Here is a 15,197-nt window from a genome sequence, read left to right as displayed (position 1 = left end):
GGCTCACCCGTCCGTCCGCACGAGCCGGGCCGCGCCGATCTTCGAGTCGGCCATGCCGTAGAAGACGAAGTGCTGCCCGTCGATCTCCTCGATCGCCGTCGGGAAGACGACGTTCGGCACGATGCCCGAGCGCTCCTCCTCCGTCTCGGGGGCCAGCAGCGGCTCGGCGGTGCGCGCGATCACGCGCGACGGGTCGTCGCCGTCGAGGAGGATCGCTCCGGCCGCGTAGTTGACCTTCTGCTGCTGCGCGAACGCGTTGTCGATCACTCCGGTGACCCCGTGGTGGATCAGGAGCCAGCCCTCGGGCACCCGGAGCGGCGCCGGGCCGCCTCCGATCTTGAGCTCCTCGAAGGGGAACTCTGGCCCCGCGAGGAACCGGTGCCGCGTCCACCGCGTGAGGTTCGCCAGGTCGCGGTCCACGTCGGCGACCGGCACGTAGCTGATCCAGATGCTCTGCCGCGGATCCTCGATGCCGGCGGGCAGGCGCACGCCCTCCCCCGGCTTCGTCTCGCCGAGGTCCCACATCGGCCGGTGCAGCACCGCGAACGCGCGCGTGCCGTCGGGCGCCGTCACGATCTCGGGGAAGAACACGGTGTCCTTGTTGTGGAACAGCCCCAGGTCGATGTCGAGCGCGTCGTCGTAGGCGAAGGTCACCGGGCCGAGCCGGCGCCACTCGCGCAGGTCCTCCGACACGGCGAGCGCCGTCCGCGGGCCGAGCGGCCCGTACGCCACGTACGTCATCACGTGGAGCCCGAGCGCCTCGACGAACGTGACGCGCGGATCCTCCACTCCGGAGTTCGCCGCGCCCCGCTCGAACCCGCGGTCGGGTGCCAGCACGACGCCCTCGCGCTCGACGCCGACGGGCACGCCGTCCTCGACGAGCACCCGGGCGAGGCCCACGCGCGAGACGTTGCCGGTCGCGACCATCCGCGGCAGCAGGTACAGCTCGCCGTCCGGGCCGCGTCCGCTGCCCGGGTTCAGCACGCCCTCGGCTTCGAGGTCGTCGCCCGGCAGGGGCTCCATCACGATGCCGACGCGCTCGAGTCGGTAGGGGACGGTGGTGAGGGTGGGAGTCATGGTCATCCTTTCACTCCGGATCCGAGATCGGTCGAGACGAAGTAGCGCTGGAACACGATGAACAGCACGACGACAGGGGCGGCGAGCACGACGGCGCCCGCCAGGATCGCCCCGAACGGGTTGTCGGTCGACGACGCGACGTTCGAGATGTAGTTGGCCAGGGACACGGCGAGCGGCTGCAGCGACGCGTCCTTGGTGATGAGGAAGGGCCAGAGGAACTCGTTCCAGGGGCCGATGAAGGTGAGGAGCACCGCCGTGACGAGCGCGGGCCGCACCAGCGGGAGGGCGACGTTCCAGAGCAGCTTCAGCTCGCCGGCGCCGTCGATCCGGGCCGCCTCGAACAGCTCCTTGGGGAGCTGCAGGAAGTACTGCCGGAAGATGATCACCGCCGTGGAGTTGATCGCGAACGGCAGGATCATGCCCACGTGGCTGTCGGCGAGTCCGTAGTCGCGGGCGATCAGCACGTAGAGCGGGATCTGCAGCAGCTGGAACGGGATGACCTGCACGAGCAGCGCGAGCGCGAAGACGGCGTTGCGGCCGCGCCACTGCAGCATCGCGAGCGCGTAGCCGGCCAGCACCCCGAGCACCACGGTGCACAGCAGCACGCCGCCCGTGAAGATCCCGGAGTTGACCAGGCCGGTGAGCAGGCTGATCCGCTCGTTCACGTTGACGTAGTTGTCGAGCGTGAGGTTCGCCGGATCGGGGACCGCCCCGGCGAGGGTCGGGTCGGGGTCGGTCTGCAGCGAGCCGACGACCATGTAGTAGAAGGGGAACAGGAAGACGATCGCGCCGAGCCCCAGGACCACGCCGCGCAGGACGACCGCCGAGCGGCTCATCCCCACGGGGCGTCGGCGCGTTCTGATCGGAGTGACGGCGGGCACGGCCGGGGCCGCTCCTCCCGCGCTGACCTGCGCGCTCATGAGTTCCTCTCCCCGGCGAACCGGTTCTGCAGGTAGGCGATGATCAGGACGCCGATGACGAGGACGACTCCGATGGCCGACGCCACATCGGGCTGCCCCTGCTGGAGGCCCAGCTGGTACATCAGCAGCACGGGCGAGGCGGAGGCGCCGTTGGGCCCGCCGCCGCCGGTCAGGAGGTACGGCTCGGTGAAGAGGTTCGCTCCGGTGACCGTCGAGACGAGCAGCACGAGCAGGGTCGCGGGCCGCACGCTCGGCACGGTGACCGAGAAGAACTGGCGGATGCGCCCGGCTCCGTCGGTCGACGCCGACTCGTAGAGCTCCTTCGGCACGTTCTGCAGCGCCGCCAGGTACAGCAGGATGTAGAACCCGAGCTGCTTCCACGTGACGAAGATCGCGATGACCGGCATGGCGAGGTTCTCGTTGATCAGCCACGACGGATCCGGCGCCAGCGGGCCGAGCAGGCTGTTGACCAGCCCGTTCCCGTTGAACAGGAACAGCCACACCGCGACGATCGCGACGCTCGCCGTCACGTAGGGCACGTAGAACGACACCCGGAGGAACGTGCGCAGGTGCACGACCTTGTCCAGCGCCGAGGCGAGCAGCAGCGCCAGGATCACCGTGAGCGGCACGTTGATGATCAGGAAGATCCCGATGTTGCCGAACGAGCGGATGACCTGCGGATTGGAGAACGCGGTGACGAAGTTCTCGAGCCCCACGAACGGCCGGTCGACCTGCACACCGGGAGCGGCGAAGAAGAAGTCGTGGAACGCGATGTACACCGAGTACCCGACCGGGAACGCGAACACCGCCAGCACGAAGACCAGGTACGGGCCGCCGAACAGCAGCCCGAGCGGCTGGGGTCCGAGCACGCGGCGGAGCAGGCTCCGCTTCGCGGCCGGACCCGGGGCTCCGGCGCCCGTGGACGCCGGAGCCTTCGGGGTGAGCGTGGTCACGGCCGGCTCACTGCTGGCCGGCGAGCCCGGTGACGGTCTCGGCCGCTCCGTCGAGCGCCGACTCCACGTCGCCCTCCCCGAAGATCACGGTCTTGCCCCACGCGTCGCGGATCGCCTGCAGCATCTGCACGGTGTTCGGTCCCGACGGCACCTCGATGGTGCGGCTCGCCTGATCGCCGAAGCGCTGGTAGGCGGGGTTCGCCTCGAAGTAGTCGGCGTAGGTGGTCTGCAGGTCGGTGCGCAGCGGCATCTGGCCGGTGGTCTCGAGCAGCGAGCGGTCCTGCTCCTCGCTGGTCGCGAACTTCAGCACCTCCCACGCGGTGCCCTTGTTCTCGCAGGCGGAGTAGAGGCCGACGTTCTTCGCGTCGCTGAACGTCCACGTGTCCTCGGCCGCGGTGCCGTCGGGGGTGGGCACCGAGACGGAGCCCCAGTTCAGGTCCTCGTAGACCGAGACGGCCCACGGGCCCACGATCGACATGGCGGCCTGACCGTCGGCGAACGCGTCGCCCTGGTACTGCTCGCGGCCGGCGAGGCCCTGGTCGTAGAGGCTCTTCCAGAACTCGGCGACCGCGTAGCCGTCCTCGCTCGCGAAGGTGGCCTCGCCGTCCTCGACCAGGCCCGTCCCTCCGGTGGCCGCGGCGTACAGCGGCATGAAGTCGAACTGGGTCTGGAAGAACTCGCTGGTGGGCGCGGGCTGGATCGCGGCGGGCGCGGCTCCGGACTCGACGAGCGTCTTCGACGTCGCGACGAACTCGTCGTAGGTCGCCAACGACGGGTTCTCGGGGTCGAGTCCGGCCTGCGCGAAGAGGTCCTTGTTGTAGAAGATGACGACCGGGTTGCTCTTCCACGGCATCTGGAAGTAGTCGCCGTCGGCGTTCTGGTACTGCTCGGCGAGGTCGCCGCTGCGGGTCTCGATGTAGTCGTCGCCGTCCTCGAACTCCGACAGGTCGACGAGGCCGCCCTGCCGCTCGAACTGGCCGACCGCGCTGGGGGCCGTGTTGAAGACGAGGCACGGCGCGTTGCCGGCGGTGATCGCGGCTCCGATGACCTCCTCGCTGCTCTTGCCGGCGGGGATCTCCTGGCCGGTGATCTCCTGGTCCGGGTTGTCCGCGTTCCAGGCCTCGACCATCGCCTCGCCCCAGGCGACCTCCTGCTCGTTGTTCGAGTACCAGATCGTGATCGGGCCGGTCGCGGTGAGGTCGGTGGACGCTCCTCCACCTCCTCCACTGCAGGCGGTGAGGCCGATCGTCGCCAGTGAGGCGATGCCGATCCCGGTGAGCCATCGTCTCGTCGTCGAGCTGCTCATGGTGTTCTCCTTGTCCTGTGCTCGGCGCGCGCGGCGGTGCGCGCGCCTCTCAGTGGGTCGGCCGCGGCGGAGCGGTCGAGTGGCGCACGACGAGCCCGGCGGGCTCGAGGTCGACGTCGGGGGCGCTCCCGGTCTCGATGAGATCCAGGAGCGTGCGGGCCGCCGCCTCTCCCCAGCGCGCGGGGCGCGTGCGGGCGGAGGTCAGCGACGGGTAGACGTGGGCGGCGATCTCGGAGTCGTCGAACCCGGTGATCGAGAGGTCGTCGGGCAGCCGGAGCCCGCGGGTGTGCGCGACGCCGAGGCCGGCGATGGCCATCGGGTCGTTCGCGCAGACGACCGCGGTGGGCGGTTCGGCGAGGTCGAGCAGCTGCTCCATCGCCCGGGCGCCCTGGCCCGCGCTGAAGTCGGTGGCGATGACGGGGCCAGGCTCGAGGCCGGCGGCGGCGCAGGAGCGGAGGAACGCGGTGCGGCGCCGCTGCGAGTGCAGCAGGTGGTCGGGCCCGGCGACGTGGGCGATGCGCTCGTGGCCGAGGGCGGCGAGGTGGGCGACCGCGTCGGCGATGCCGGCCGCATCGTCCATCACGACGGCCGGGGACGCCGACCCGTCGTAGCGGCCGAGGGTGACGGCGGGCAGGCCGAGCTCGGCGAGCAGCGCGGACCGGGAGTCGCCCTCGCGCAGGTCGGTGAGGAAGACGCCGTCGACGCGGCGGTCTGCCGCGAGGGTCCGGTAAACGGCCTCCTCCGCGGGGCCCGGCTCGACGACGCTCAGCACGAGCACCCGGCCGTTCTCGGCGAGCACGCGTTCGACGCCCGAGATGAAGGAGGGGAAGAACGGATCCGCGGCGATCACCTCGGGGTCGCGCGCGACGACGAGGCCGACGGCGAACGAGACGCTGGTCGAGAGGGAGCGGGCGGTGACGCTGGGCCGGTAGCCCAGATCGGAGGCGACCTGCAGGATCCGCTCGCGCGTCCCGACGGAGACGCCGGGCCGATCGTTCAGGGCGAACGAGACGAGCGCCTTGCTGACCCCGGCCTCGCGGGCGACGTCGAGGATCGTGGGCCTGCTCGCCATCGTGCGCCTCCTCGTCGAGTCTGAACCGGTTTACTGAACCGGTTCAGAGCACCGTAGCAGGAGCGCGGGGCGGGCGGAAGGCCCCGGCGAGCGGCGGTGCGCTGCGGAACATCAGCTGAGCAGGGGGTCTGGCGCCTGTCAGCGGTCAAGGGTGCCTCACGGCTGACGTTGCGCAGAGAACTCACCGCTGTCGACGGGAACACCGACCGGCTCCCCCGCGTTGCCCTCTGACATGACCGTTCCCCTCTCGATCCTCGACCTCGCCCCCATCGCCCCCGGAGAGACCGCGCGCGACAGCTTCGCCGCCTCGGTGGCGCTGGCGCAGCAGGCCGAGCGCAGCGGGTACCGCCGGGTCTGGTACGCCGAGCACCACAACATGGCCTCGATCGCGTCGAGCGCCACCTCGGTGCTCATCGCGCACGTCGCGTCGCAGACCTCGACGATCCGCCTCGGCTCCGGCGGCGTCATGCTGCCCAACCACTCCCCGCTGACCATCGCCGAGCAGTTCGGCACCCTCGCGACCCTGCACCCCGACCGCATCGATCTGGGGCTCGGCCGCGCGCCGGGCAGCGACCAGGCGACGTTCCGGGCGCTGCGCCGCGATCCGGAGTCGTCGGAGCGCTTCCCGCAGGACGTCCTCGAGCTGCAGGCCTTCCTGGCGGGCGAGTCCCGGATCCCCGGCGTCAGCGCGACGCCCGGAGCCGGCACCCGCGTGCCCCTCTACATCCTCGGCTCCTCGCTCTTCGGCGCCCAGCTCGCCGCGGCCCTCGGCCTGCCGTACGCCTTCGCCTCGCACTTCGCGCCCGACGCGCTCCACCAGGCCGTCGCCGAGTACCGCCGCGGCTTCCGCCCGTCGGAGCAGCTCGACGCGCCCTACGTGATCGCCGGAGTGAACGCCATCGCCGCCGACACGACCGCCGACGCCGAGCGCCAGTTCGCCGAGATGAAGCGGGCGCGCCTGCTGATGCTGCTGCGCCAGAGCGGCCAGATCCCGCTCGATCAGCAGTTCTCGGACGACGAGCTCGACAGCCTCCTGAGCGCCCCGGTCGGCGCGCACGTGGCGAGCATGACCCACTACACCGGAGTCGGCACCGGCGAGGAGGTCGCGGACTACGTGGCCGGATTCGCCCGCTCGGCCGACGCCGACGAGGTCATCGTCGCCCACGCGTCGCTCGCGACGCCGGCGCGCCTGCGCTCGGTGGAGCTGCTCGCCGACGCGCACGCCCGCGTCGCCGCGTGAGCGCCTGAGGGCCGGATCCCGGCCCCGGCGCCTGCAGAAGTAAGGCTGAGAGGCCGGATATCGCGCACTCCACGCGATTCCGGCCTCTCCGCCTTACTTCCGACGGTCCGGCGCGCGGATCTCGTCCGCAACCGAGGGCCAGAGCCGGCGAACGGCCCAGAACGGCCTCGCCACACCCTCCCGACCTCGGTTCCGAACGCGTCCTCAGGCCAGCCCCGCCCCGCCCACCGCGAGGCTCACCACCACCGTCAGCGCCGTCGTCCACAGCACGATCGCGACGCCCTGCCACAGCAGCACGCGCCCCTTCGCCACTCCGGCCCCCGCGAGCATCACCGCCGTGAAGTGCGTCGGCAGCAGCAGCGGCCCCAGCAGGCTCACTCCGGGCACCCCGTAGCGGGTGAACGCGCGCTGGAACTTCTCGCGCCGCGCGGAGGACTTCCGCGTCCGCCCCTTCGTGACGGCCGAGCGCACCCCCGCGCCCAGCAGCACCAGCAGCGCCACGCACACGAAGTTGCCCACCGCGCCCGAGACCGCGGCGACCACCGGATTGATGCCGCCGATGATCCCGATGGTCGCCGCACCTTCGCCCTCGATGAACGGCACGGCCCCGGCGGCCGCCACCACGAGGGGCTGCACGAGGTCGGGGACCCGGGCGAGGAGGTCCTGGAATCCGAGGATGGCGTCGGCTGCGATGTTCGACATGTCGTCTCTCCGCTCTGCTGACCGCGTCGGCGGCCCTCCCGTCTCTCGGGATGACTCCATCCGACCGGAGTCGCGAGCGCCCGGGCAGTGCCGCCGAGTCACCTCCGCAGGGGAGGAACGCACCCCCGAGGGGTGACATCCGTCATGGTCGTACTGTGGGCGGCATGAGCACTGCGCCCGAGACGATCGACGCCCCGCCGTCCGGCCGCGGCGTGTCGGCCACCTGGTGGTACACCCTCGTGTCGGCGGGCTCCTTCGTGCTCGCCGTGCTGTTCGTCTGGTCCGTGCCGATCCTCGTCGGCGATCCGCAGCCGTGGCGCGTCGCCGCGTACTTCGGGAGCGCCGTGGTCTGGTGCGCCGCCTTCGCAATGCTCTTCCTGCGCTACCGCCGGGCACGGGAGGACTCGCCCGTCGGCCCGTCGGCGGTCCTCGTCGTCGGAGTCGCAGCGGCGGCCGGCGTCGGGGTCGCCACCGGCAGCGTGACCTCCGCACTCTCCCTCGCCTTCGCCCTGGTCGGCGTCCTGCCGTGGCCGCAGGGCGTCCGCGGTCGCCTCACCGGGCTCCTCACCGTCGTCCTCGTGGTGTCCGCCGCGCTCGAGCACGAGCGGCTGAGCGCCGGGCCGCTGTCCGCGGCCGATCTCTGGCCGATGATGCTGATCTTCGCCGCCGCCCTGCCGTTCTCGATCGTCAGCATGCTCTGGTGGTGGGACATCGTGCGCGAGCTCGACCGCGCGCGGGCGGCGGAGGGTCGCCTCGCGGCCGCGCAGGAGCGGCTGATCCTCGCGGGCGACGTCCACGACCTGCAGGGGCACCACCTGCAGGTGATCGCCCTGCAGCTCGAGCTCGCCGAGCGCCTCCTCCGCGACGACCCCGACGGAGCCCTCGATCAGCTCCGCGCCGCCCAGCGCAGCGTCGACGGCGCCCGCACCGGCACCCGCGAGCTCGCCACCCGCTTCCGCAGCGTCTCGCTCTCGGACGAGCTCGAGAACGCCGCCGACCTCCTCCGCTCGGCCGGGCTGCGCGTGCAGCTCGACATCGGCCCGGACGCCGACCTCGCGCCCGCCGACGCGCTCGGCCCCGTGGTCCGCGAGAGCACGACCAACATCCTCAAGCACGGCGGAGGCGAGTCCGCCCGCCTGCGGCTCGCCCGCGACGAGGGCGAGTGGCGGTTCCACGCCGAGAACGACCTCCCCGCCGAGCCGGAGGCGCCCGACGAGCAGGGCGCCGGCATCGCCGGCATGACCGAGCGGATCGAGCGCGCCGGCGGCACCCTGCGCACCCGTCCGACGCGGCGCACCTTCGAGCTCGAGGCGCGCCTGCCCGTCGGAGGTGCGCGGTGATCCGCGTGCTCCTCGCCGACGACGAGGACATGATCCGCACCGCCCTCGCCGCGCTGCTCCGCCTCGAGGACGACCTCGAGATCGTCGGCGAGTGCCGCGACGGCGAGGAGGCGGTGGCCGAGGCGCTGCGCCTCGAGCCCGACGTCTGCCTCTTCGACGTCGAGATGCCGGGCATGGACGGCATCGAGGCCGCGGAGCGACTGCGCCGCTCCTCCTCGACCCGCGTCGTCGTCGTGACCCGCCACGCGCGCCCCGGGGTGCTGCGCCGCGCCCTCGCCGTCGGAGTCGCGGGCTTCCTCCCCAAGTCGCGCCGCGCCGAGGACGTCGCGCAGGTCATCCGCCTCGTCGCGAGCGGACGCCGCTACGTCGATCCCGAGATCGCCGCCGACGCCCTCGCCACGACGCGCAGCCCCCTCACCGACCGCGAGCTCGACGTGCTCAGCGCCGGCTCCCGCGGCGAGACGATCGGACAGATCGGAGCCGCGCTGCACCTCTCGAACGGCACCGTGCGCAACCACGTGTCGTCGATCCTCCGCAAGCTGCAGGTCGACACCCGCCAGCGCGCGGTGATCGAGGCTCGCGAGCACGGCTGGATCTGACCGCGGCGCCCGCGGCTCACCACCCTCTCCGGATGTGGGTTTGGGGAAGTTAGAGCGTTTTAGGAGATCTGGATAAAACGCTCTAACACTCCTAAAGTCGTCGTCATGGACGCCGTCGACAACCCGTACACCCCTAACGCCGGAGCGAGACCCGAGATCCTCATCGGTCGCGACGAGCAGACCGAGGCGTTCCGCACCCTCCTCAGGCGGCTGCGACGCGGCCGGACCGACCAGTCGATGATCATCACGGGTCTGCGAGGGGTCGGCAAGACGGTCCTCCTGAACAGCTTCCGCTCGATCGCCCAGGAGGAGAACTGGGAGGTCATCGAGTTCGAGGCCGTGAAGCACGGCGAAGGCCGTTTCCGCCAGGTCATCGCCTCCCAGCTGAAGGCCGCACTGCTGCGGCTCTCCCCGCGTGCTCGCTGGACGGACCGGAGCCGACACGCTGCAGCGGTCCTCAGCGCGTTCGCGGTGTCGGTCGGTGCTGACGGTGTCTGGTCCATCGGATGGGACGTCCCGCCGGCGGAAGGGCTCGCCGATCACCGGGATCTCGGCCTCGATCTGACCGACGTCCTCGTCGCCGTCGGGGAAGCGGCGGCCGAGCAGGGCGAGGGCATCGTCCTCCTCATCGATGAGGTCCAGTTCCTCGACTCGCCTCAGCTCGAAGCGCTGATCCAGGCCATCCACAAGACGGTTCAGCGGAACCTGCCCGTCACCTTCGTCGGTGCCGGACTGCCGCAGATCGCCGAGCTCGTCGGAGACGCGAAGTCGTATGCGGAGCGGCTCTTCAAGTTCCCCCTCATCGATTCCCTCGATCACGACGACGCTGCAGCAGCGCTCCGGGAGCCGGCTGCGGCGGAAGGAGCGGTGTACGAGGACGAGGCCGTCGAACTCGCCGTCGAGATCACGAGCGGATACCCCTACTTCATTCAGGAGTTGGGCTATCAGGTCTGGACCGTGGCGAGGAACAACCGGATCGTCAAGGAGGACGTCGAACTCGCCAGGGACGCTTACGAAGCGAAGCTCGACAGCTCCTTCTTCCGCGTCCGACTCGATCGGGCGACGCCGCTTCAGACCGCGTACATGCGTGCGATGGCCGAACTCGGCCCCGAACCTCAGAAGGCGGGGGACGTCGCCGTCCTCCTCGAGCGGTCGTCCCAACAACTCGGCCCGACTCGAGCCGAACTGATCGAGATGGGGCTCCTCTTCACCCCTCAGCATGGTTACGCCGCATTCACGGTCCCGGATTTCGACCGCTTCATGAAGCGAGCCGTTCCGATCCTCGAGGTGCCGCCGATCGTGAGCCGAGGCTCCCGCCGGGCGCAGCCCAGCGGCGAGTGACAGTACGACTGGAGGAGCATCGACCACCGCTGCCGGTGACCATCCGCTGGTAGTCGATCGCTTCACGCGGTCGTGGGCATTCGTGCGGTGAGGAGCGCCGTTGACGGAGCCGATCGCGGCCGGCCCGCCCTCAGTGCCCGCGCGCGATCCACTCCTCGCGGTGCGGCGCCTCCGCCCCGATCGTCGTCGAGTCGCCGTGCCCGGTGCGCACGACCGTCTCCGCCGGCAGCGTCAGCAGCCGGTCGGTGATCGACTCGATGATCGTCGGGAAGTCGCTGTAGGAGCGGCCGGTCGCGCCCGGCCCGCCCTGGAAGAGCGTGTCGCCCGTGAAGACCGTGCCGAGCTCCTCGGCGACGAAGCAGACCGCTCCGGGCGAGTGGCCGGGCGTGTGCCGCACCTCGAGCTCGAGGCCGGCCACGGCGATCCGCTGGCCGTCGACGAGCGCCGCGCTCGGCGCACTGTCGGGGTGCACCACGTCCCAGAGCATGCGGTCGGAGTCGTGCAGCAGCACGGGCGCGCCCGTCGCCTCGCGCACGCCCGCCACCGCGTCGATGTGGTCGTCGTGGGCATGGGTCAGCAGCACGGCCACGAGGGTCCGGTCACCGACCGCCGCCAGGATCGCGTCGGCGTCGTGCGCGGCGTCGATGACGACGCACTCGGAGTCGTCGCCGACGATCCACACGTTGTTGTCGACGTCCCAGGTCCCGCCGTCGAGGCTGAACGTGCCGCTCGTGACGAGGTGGTCGATCCGCGCGCCCATCAGAGCACCACCACCGAGCGCAGCACGTCGCCGCCGGCCATCGTCGCGAAGGCCTGCTCGATGTCGCGGATGCCGATCCGCTCGCTCACGAACTCGTTCAGCGGCAGTCGGCCCTGCAGGTAGAGGTCGGTCAGCATCGGGAAGTCGCGCTCGGGCAGGCAGTCGCCGTACCAGCTCGACTTCAGCGATCCGCCGCGGCCGAAGACGTCGAGGAGGGGGATCTCGAGGGTCATCTCGGGCGTCGGCACCCCGACCAGCACGACGGTGCCGGCGAGGTCGCGGGCGTAGAACGCCTGGCGCCAGGTCTCGGGACGGCCGACCGCGTCGATCACGACGTCGGCGCCGAACGTGTCCGTCAACTCCTGCACGGCCGCGACGACTCCCGCCTCGTCGAGTCCACTCGAATCGATGACGTGGGTCGCGCCGAGCTTCTGCGCGGCCACCAGCTTCTTCGGGTCGCGGTCGATCGCGATGATCGTGCTCGCTCCGGCCAGCTTCGCGCCGACGACCGCGGCGGTGCCGACTCCTCCGCAGCCGATGACCGCGACGGAGTCGCCGCGCGTCACGTTCCCGGTGTTCATCGCGGCGCCCAGGCCCGCCATGATGCCGCAGCCCAGCAGCCCGACCGCCGCCGGATCGGCCGAGGGGTCGACCTTCGTGCACTGCTTGGCGTGCACGAGCGTCTTCTCGGCGAAGGCGCCGATGCCCAGCGCCGGGCTGAGCTCCGTGCCGTCCTCGAGGGTCATCTTCTGGGTGGCGTTGAAGGTGTTGAAGCAGTACCAGGGCTCCGCGCGCACGCACGCCCGGCACTCGCCGCAGACGGCGCGCCAGTTGAGCACGACGAAGTCGCCGACGGCGACGTGCGTCACTCCCTCGCCGATCGCGCTGACCCGGCCCGCGGCCTCGTGGCCGAGCAGGAACGGGAAGTCGTCGCTGATCCCGCCTTCGCGGTAGTGGTAGTCGGTGTGGCAGACGCCGCAGGTCTCGATGTCGACGACGGCCTCGCCGGGGCCGGGGTCGGGGATCACGATGTCGACGAGCTCCACGGGAGCGCCCTTCGATCGGGCGATGACGCCGCTCACAGTGGTGGGCATGGGGGCTCCTTCGTCGGTGCGGGGTGGTGCTCGGAACCGTTCCACCGTACCGGCCGACGGGTCGCCGGCTCCCGGCCGCTGGTCGGCCCGGCCTCGGACGGCGGCCGACGCCCGTCGCCGCGCTCGCACCGCCCACTAGGGTCGGGGGCAGCGCCGCTACCGCCGTGCTCGGAGCGGAGGAGGACGGCGTGGAGCGCAGGCAGGCCGAGGATCACGTCCGCGCGGCGCAGAGCCGGTCCGAGTCGTTCGGGCGCGGTCGCCTGGTCTCGACGTACTCGGTGCGGCACCGTCCCGGGCTCGATGTCGCGTTCGTGCTCGACGGCGCCGCGGGCGACTTCCAGATCGGCATGGGCGCCGCCTCCGACGACTACAGCTCGGTGATGTCCCTCGGAGTCGACAGCCGCGAGGGCCGCCTGCGCGCGGTGGGCCTGTGGACGGTCGACGGCCGAGCCGAGAAGCTCACCGCCCGCATCCTCCTCCAGGACCGCGGACTGATCGTCGTCGAGGCGACGCCGCTGCCCCTGGCGAAGCGCCCTCGATCCCTCAAATGCTGGTCGTTCCTCCGCCAGGACGGAGTCGACCACTACTCCGACGTCGTCGGCTTCGTCTCCCCCGAGCTGGCCGCCCTGCCGCCGGTGCCCCTGAGGACCTACCCGCGCTGACGGGCCGGCACGCGTACCGTGGGCGCATGCGCCCCACGATGACCCCGACGGCCGCCTTCGTCATCGCCGCACTCTGGGCGGGCATCAGCATCTGGGGATTCGCGATCCCGAACACCGGATTCGCGGTCGGCGGCCTGGTGGTCGCCCTCGCGTTCGCAGGTCTCGGCGTCTACCGGCTGCGGCGACGGCCCCGTCGTCACGACTGAGCGTCCGAGCGGACCCGCGTCCGCGCGCGGGCCGTCCAATGGTGCGGCAGCTCCTCGACCGGCGGTTCCCCCGCGACGAGAGCCAGACCCCTGAGGTAGTGGTCGTCGACGGTCACGACCGTGATCGTCCGGAACCGGTAGCCGAATGGTCGCTCGTGCCAGGTCCCGTCCGGCCGGACCTCCGAGAGGTAGAGCCAGCGGCCGACGAGCTCGTTCGGCACCCCGACCCAGAGGGAGTCGTGCCTCCGGTCGCGTTCGATGCTCGCGAGCACTCCCGGTCGCAGGAGCGCCGCGAGCATGCCGGCGGTCGTGTCCAGATCCGAGGGCTCCACTCCACTCGGCGCCTGCGGCGGCCACTCCGGCTGGACGGAGGCGGAGCGGCTCTCGAACGACCGGTCATGCCGTACCCGCGAGATCTCGCGCGACCGGACAGCAGTGACTCCGTCGAAGTAGCCGCCCGCCATGATCCGCGCGAGCAGCACCCACTTCGCGCCCACGCCGATGACGAAGCCGTCGATCGACTGCCCGGGCCGTGAGACGCGCTCGAGCCGTACGAGCCGCTGCGACGCCGCAGCCGCCTCGAGTCTGCTGCGGATCTCCGCTGGGGAGGACATCATGCTCGATCCTCGCGTTCTCCCACGGTACGGCCATCGACGTAGCTCCGCAGGAACGAGCGCACCGCGACCCTCCGGGCCCCCTCGAGCCGCTGATCCGCTATCGCCTCGAAGCGCGTGCCCAGCAGGGTGGGATCGATCAGTCCGGCGGTGATCAGCGCGTGGACGAACTCCTTGTCCTTGATGTCGTTGCGTCCGAGCTTGGCCGCGCACAGGTCGTGCGGTTCGAGGCAGAGTCCGGTCGAGCCGCCCTCGACCTCGACCCGGACGACGCGTTCCGCCCATCCTTCAGGCAGATACGCGGTGCGCACGCTAACGCCCTGGACGTAGAAGCCGTGCTCGTCGTCGAAAGGGGACCATTCGCCCACGAGGACATCGATCCGCGTCGCCAGCGACTCCTGCGCATCGTCCTCGAGCGGAGCGATGTCGGCCTCGCGGGACATCGTCGCGCGCTCCGGAAGGACGTCCTCGGAGTAGCTGCCGAGGATCGCCTGCGATCCGATCACGAGGACCCGATCCTGCTGAACGATGCGAGCCGCCGTCGCGATCGCGAGTTCCAGCTCTTCTCTTCTCATCGCGCGGCCCGCGCGATCGCCCGTGCGCGTTCCTCCTCGTTGAGCACCCCGGCGAACGGCGAGATCTGGCGCATCTCGATCGCGCGGAGGGAGGGGGAGAGCATCACGTCGACCAGGCGGCCGATCTCCCGCTGCGCGGCCAGGTCGCTCCAGAGCTCGAGGAGCGCGACGGCGCCGCCGCGAACGCGCGACCGCATCCGCCGGACGTTCTCCGGGACGCGATCGAGGACGTCGTCCGGACGGTCGACCAGCTGACGGGCCACCGCCCGATGGAGTTCGAGCGCGACACGATCCTCGCGACGTTCCAGCGGGGTCGACGAGTGGAGCGCGATGTCCTCGGCCTCGATCGACGTCCCCATGGCCCCGAGCGCACGCTCCAGAGTGGATCGTCGGAGAACTCCTCGCGCCTCCGACTGCTCCCACTGCGTGACCGCGCTCGGCGCGACTCCGGCTCTGCGTGCGAGATCGCGGACGCCCAGGCCCAAGCGCAAACGGGTTCTTCGCAGCATCGGACACCTCCCTGTTCAGTTTAGAACTGAACAGTCGATCTGCAGAGGCTGACGCGGAACACGACGTGGGCTCGGACGCCGACGGTCGAGGCATCGCTGCCTCCCGCCGCGCACCCCCGCCCAGCTTCTCGGCGGCTCCACCGCAGTCCCTTCCCAGGTTGGCGAGTCGGACCCTTCGCTACAGTTGTCCCCAGCAAGGGGAGTACTCCCGTCTGCGGTGAGCCCGT

At 71.2% G+C, this 15,197-nt stretch carries 17 protein-coding genes; 6 read left to right on the top strand and 11 right to left on the bottom strand.

Features of this window, described 5'->3' with window-relative positions:
* Positions 1–3: 3 nt before the first annotated feature.
* The 5 genes from ASF48_RS00405 to ASF48_RS00385 all read right to left on the bottom strand — a co-directional run bounded on the left by ASF48_RS00405 (position 4) and on the right by ASF48_RS00385 (position 5,328).
* Positions 4–1,077, bottom strand: a complete 1,074-nt coding sequence (locus ASF48_RS00405) for a glycoside hydrolase family 130 protein (RefSeq protein ID WP_055784688.1) — start codon at positions 1,075–1,077, stop codon at positions 4–6.
* Positions 1,078–1,079: 2 nt separating this feature from the next.
* The gene (locus tag ASF48_RS00400; protein ID WP_055788634.1) at positions 1,080–1,913 is read right to left on the bottom strand and encodes a carbohydrate ABC transporter permease; all 834 of its coding nucleotides are present in this window, start codon (positions 1,911–1,913) and stop codon (positions 1,080–1,082) included.
* 80 nt (positions 1,914–1,993) lie between these two features.
* Positions 1,994–2,950, bottom strand: coding sequence for a carbohydrate ABC transporter permease (locus ASF48_RS00395; RefSeq protein ID WP_055784684.1), 957 nt, complete (start codon positions 2,948–2,950; stop codon positions 1,994–1,996).
* A 7-nt stretch (positions 2,951–2,957) separates the two neighbouring features.
* Positions 2,958–4,256 (bottom strand): extracellular solute-binding protein, encoded by a 1,299-nt coding sequence (locus ASF48_RS00390; protein WP_055784680.1) that lies wholly within the window; start codon positions 4,254–4,256, stop codon positions 2,958–2,960.
* A 49-nt stretch (positions 4,257–4,305) separates the two neighbouring features.
* Positions 4,306–5,328: a LacI family DNA-binding transcriptional regulator gene (locus ASF48_RS00385; protein ID WP_055784677.1), complete on the bottom strand. Its 1,023-nt coding sequence runs from the start codon at positions 5,326–5,328 to the stop codon at positions 4,306–4,308.
* A gap of 232 nt (positions 5,329–5,560) precedes the next feature.
* Here ASF48_RS00385 and ASF48_RS00380 point away from each other — a divergent pair, with 232 nt between their 5' ends.
* Positions 5,561–6,568: an LLM class flavin-dependent oxidoreductase gene (locus tag ASF48_RS00380; RefSeq protein WP_055784674.1), complete on the top strand. Its 1,008-nt coding sequence runs from the start codon at positions 5,561–5,563 to the stop codon at positions 6,566–6,568.
* Between the two features lie 204 nt (positions 6,569–6,772).
* On the opposite strand, the gene ASF48_RS00375 is transcribed toward ASF48_RS00380, so the two are convergent.
* Positions 6,773–7,270 (bottom strand): hypothetical protein, encoded by a 498-nt coding sequence (locus ASF48_RS00375; protein ID WP_055784671.1) that lies wholly within the window; start codon positions 7,268–7,270, stop codon positions 6,773–6,775.
* Between the two features lie 164 nt (positions 7,271–7,434).
* Between ASF48_RS00375 and ASF48_RS00370 the strand changes: the two genes are divergently transcribed.
* The 3 genes from ASF48_RS00370 to ASF48_RS00360 all read left to right on the top strand — a co-directional run bounded on the left by ASF48_RS00370 (position 7,435) and on the right by ASF48_RS00360 (position 10,550).
* Positions 7,435–8,610 (top strand): sensor histidine kinase, encoded by a 1,176-nt coding sequence (locus tag ASF48_RS00370; protein WP_157603001.1) that lies wholly within the window; start codon positions 7,435–7,437, stop codon positions 8,608–8,610.
* On the top strand, positions 8,607–9,209 hold the full coding sequence (locus ASF48_RS00365; RefSeq protein ID WP_055784664.1) for a response regulator transcription factor: 603 nt from the start codon (positions 8,607–8,609) through the stop codon (positions 9,207–9,209). Before ASF48_RS00370 ends, ASF48_RS00365 begins: the two co-directional genes overlap by 4 nt.
* A 105-nt stretch (positions 9,210–9,314) precedes the next feature.
* Positions 9,315–10,550, top strand: coding sequence for an AAA family ATPase (locus ASF48_RS00360; protein ID WP_055784661.1), 1,236 nt, complete (start codon positions 9,315–9,317; stop codon positions 10,548–10,550).
* A 130-nt stretch (positions 10,551–10,680) separates the two neighbouring features.
* On the opposite strand, the gene ASF48_RS00355 is transcribed toward ASF48_RS00360, so the two are convergent.
* Positions 10,681–11,310, bottom strand: a complete 630-nt coding sequence (locus ASF48_RS00355; RefSeq protein WP_055784658.1) for an MBL fold metallo-hydrolase — start codon at positions 11,308–11,310, stop codon at positions 10,681–10,683.
* On the bottom strand, positions 11,310–12,404 hold the full coding sequence (locus ASF48_RS00350; protein WP_055784655.1) for an S-(hydroxymethyl)mycothiol dehydrogenase: 1,095 nt from the start codon (positions 12,402–12,404) through the stop codon (positions 11,310–11,312). The genes ASF48_RS00355 and ASF48_RS00350 overlap by 1 nt, the downstream gene beginning before the upstream one ends.
* A 188-nt stretch (positions 12,405–12,592) precedes the next feature.
* Here ASF48_RS00350 and ASF48_RS00345 point away from each other — a divergent pair, with 188 nt between their 5' ends.
* On the top strand, positions 12,593–13,066 hold the full coding sequence (locus ASF48_RS00345; RefSeq protein ID WP_055784652.1) for a hypothetical protein: 474 nt from the start codon (positions 12,593–12,595) through the stop codon (positions 13,064–13,066).
* A gap of 26 nt (positions 13,067–13,092) precedes the next feature.
* Complete coding sequence (locus ASF48_RS00340; protein ID WP_055784648.1) at positions 13,093–13,272, top strand: hypothetical protein; 180 nt, start codon at positions 13,093–13,095, stop codon at positions 13,270–13,272.
* Here the strand turns inward: ASF48_RS00340 and ASF48_RS00335 are convergent.
* From ASF48_RS00335 to ASF48_RS00325, 3 genes are read right to left on the bottom strand one after another with little or no spacing between them, the layout of a single operon-like run.
* Positions 13,263–13,889, bottom strand: coding sequence for a hypothetical protein (locus ASF48_RS00335; protein WP_157603000.1), 627 nt, complete (start codon positions 13,887–13,889; stop codon positions 13,263–13,265). The genes ASF48_RS00340 and ASF48_RS00335 overlap by 10 nt on opposite strands.
* On the bottom strand, positions 13,886–14,461 hold the full coding sequence (locus ASF48_RS00330) for a DUF6036 family nucleotidyltransferase (RefSeq protein WP_327205430.1): 576 nt from the start codon (positions 14,459–14,461) through the stop codon (positions 13,886–13,888). Before ASF48_RS00330 ends, ASF48_RS00335 begins: the two co-directional genes overlap by 4 nt.
* On the bottom strand, positions 14,458–14,970 hold the full coding sequence (locus tag ASF48_RS00325) for a helix-turn-helix domain-containing protein (RefSeq protein WP_157602998.1): 513 nt from the start codon (positions 14,968–14,970) through the stop codon (positions 14,458–14,460). Before ASF48_RS00325 ends, ASF48_RS00330 begins: the two co-directional genes overlap by 4 nt.
* Between the last annotated feature and the right edge of the window lie 227 nt (positions 14,971–15,197).

Source organism: Rathayibacter sp. Leaf299, from assembly GCF_001423055.1.
Lineage (GTDB): Bacteria > Actinomycetota > Actinomycetes > Actinomycetales > Microbacteriaceae > Rathayibacter > Rathayibacter caricis.
Note: the sequence above shows the minus strand (reverse complement) of the source record. Positions and strands in the feature narration are given on the sequence as shown.

Coding starts and splice junctions, on each gene's coding strand:
- ASF48_RS00325 (WP_157602998.1), bottom strand. CDS start 14,970: ATGCTGCGAAGAACCCGTTTGCGCTTGGGCCTGGGCGTCCGCGATCTC.
- ASF48_RS00405 (WP_055784688.1), bottom strand. CDS start 1,077: ATGACTCCCACCCTCACCACCGTCCCCTACCGACTCGAGCGCGTCGGC.
- ASF48_RS00330 (WP_327205430.1), bottom strand. CDS start 14,461: ATGAGAAGAGAAGAGCTGGAACTCGCGATCGCGACGGCGGCTCGCATC.
- ASF48_RS00400 (WP_055788634.1), bottom strand. CDS start 1,913: ATGAGCCGCTCGGCGGTCGTCCTGCGCGGCGTGGTCCTGGGGCTCGGC.
- ASF48_RS00340 (WP_055784648.1), top strand. CDS start 13,093: ATGCGCCCCACGATGACCCCGACGGCCGCCTTCGTCATCGCCGCACTC.
- ASF48_RS00350 (WP_055784655.1), bottom strand. CDS start 12,404: ATGCCCACCACTGTGAGCGGCGTCATCGCCCGATCGAAGGGCGCTCCC.
- ASF48_RS00390 (WP_055784680.1), bottom strand. CDS start 4,256: ATGAGCAGCTCGACGACGAGACGATGGCTCACCGGGATCGGCATCGCC.
- ASF48_RS00385 (WP_055784677.1), bottom strand. CDS start 5,328: ATGGCGAGCAGGCCCACGATCCTCGACGTCGCCCGCGAGGCCGGGGTC.
- ASF48_RS00370 (WP_157603001.1), top strand. CDS start 7,435: ATGAGCACTGCGCCCGAGACGATCGACGCCCCGCCGTCCGGCCGCGGC.
- ASF48_RS00335 (WP_157603000.1), bottom strand. CDS start 13,889: ATGATGTCCTCCCCAGCGGAGATCCGCAGCAGACTCGAGGCGGCTGCG.
- ASF48_RS00375 (WP_055784671.1), bottom strand. CDS start 7,270: ATGTCGAACATCGCAGCCGACGCCATCCTCGGATTCCAGGACCTCCTC.
- ASF48_RS00360 (WP_055784661.1), top strand. CDS start 9,315: ATGGACGCCGTCGACAACCCGTACACCCCTAACGCCGGAGCGAGACCC.
- ASF48_RS00355 (WP_055784658.1), bottom strand. CDS start 11,310: ATGGGCGCGCGGATCGACCACCTCGTCACGAGCGGCACGTTCAGCCTC.
- ASF48_RS00380 (WP_055784674.1), top strand. CDS start 5,561: ATGACCGTTCCCCTCTCGATCCTCGACCTCGCCCCCATCGCCCCCGGA.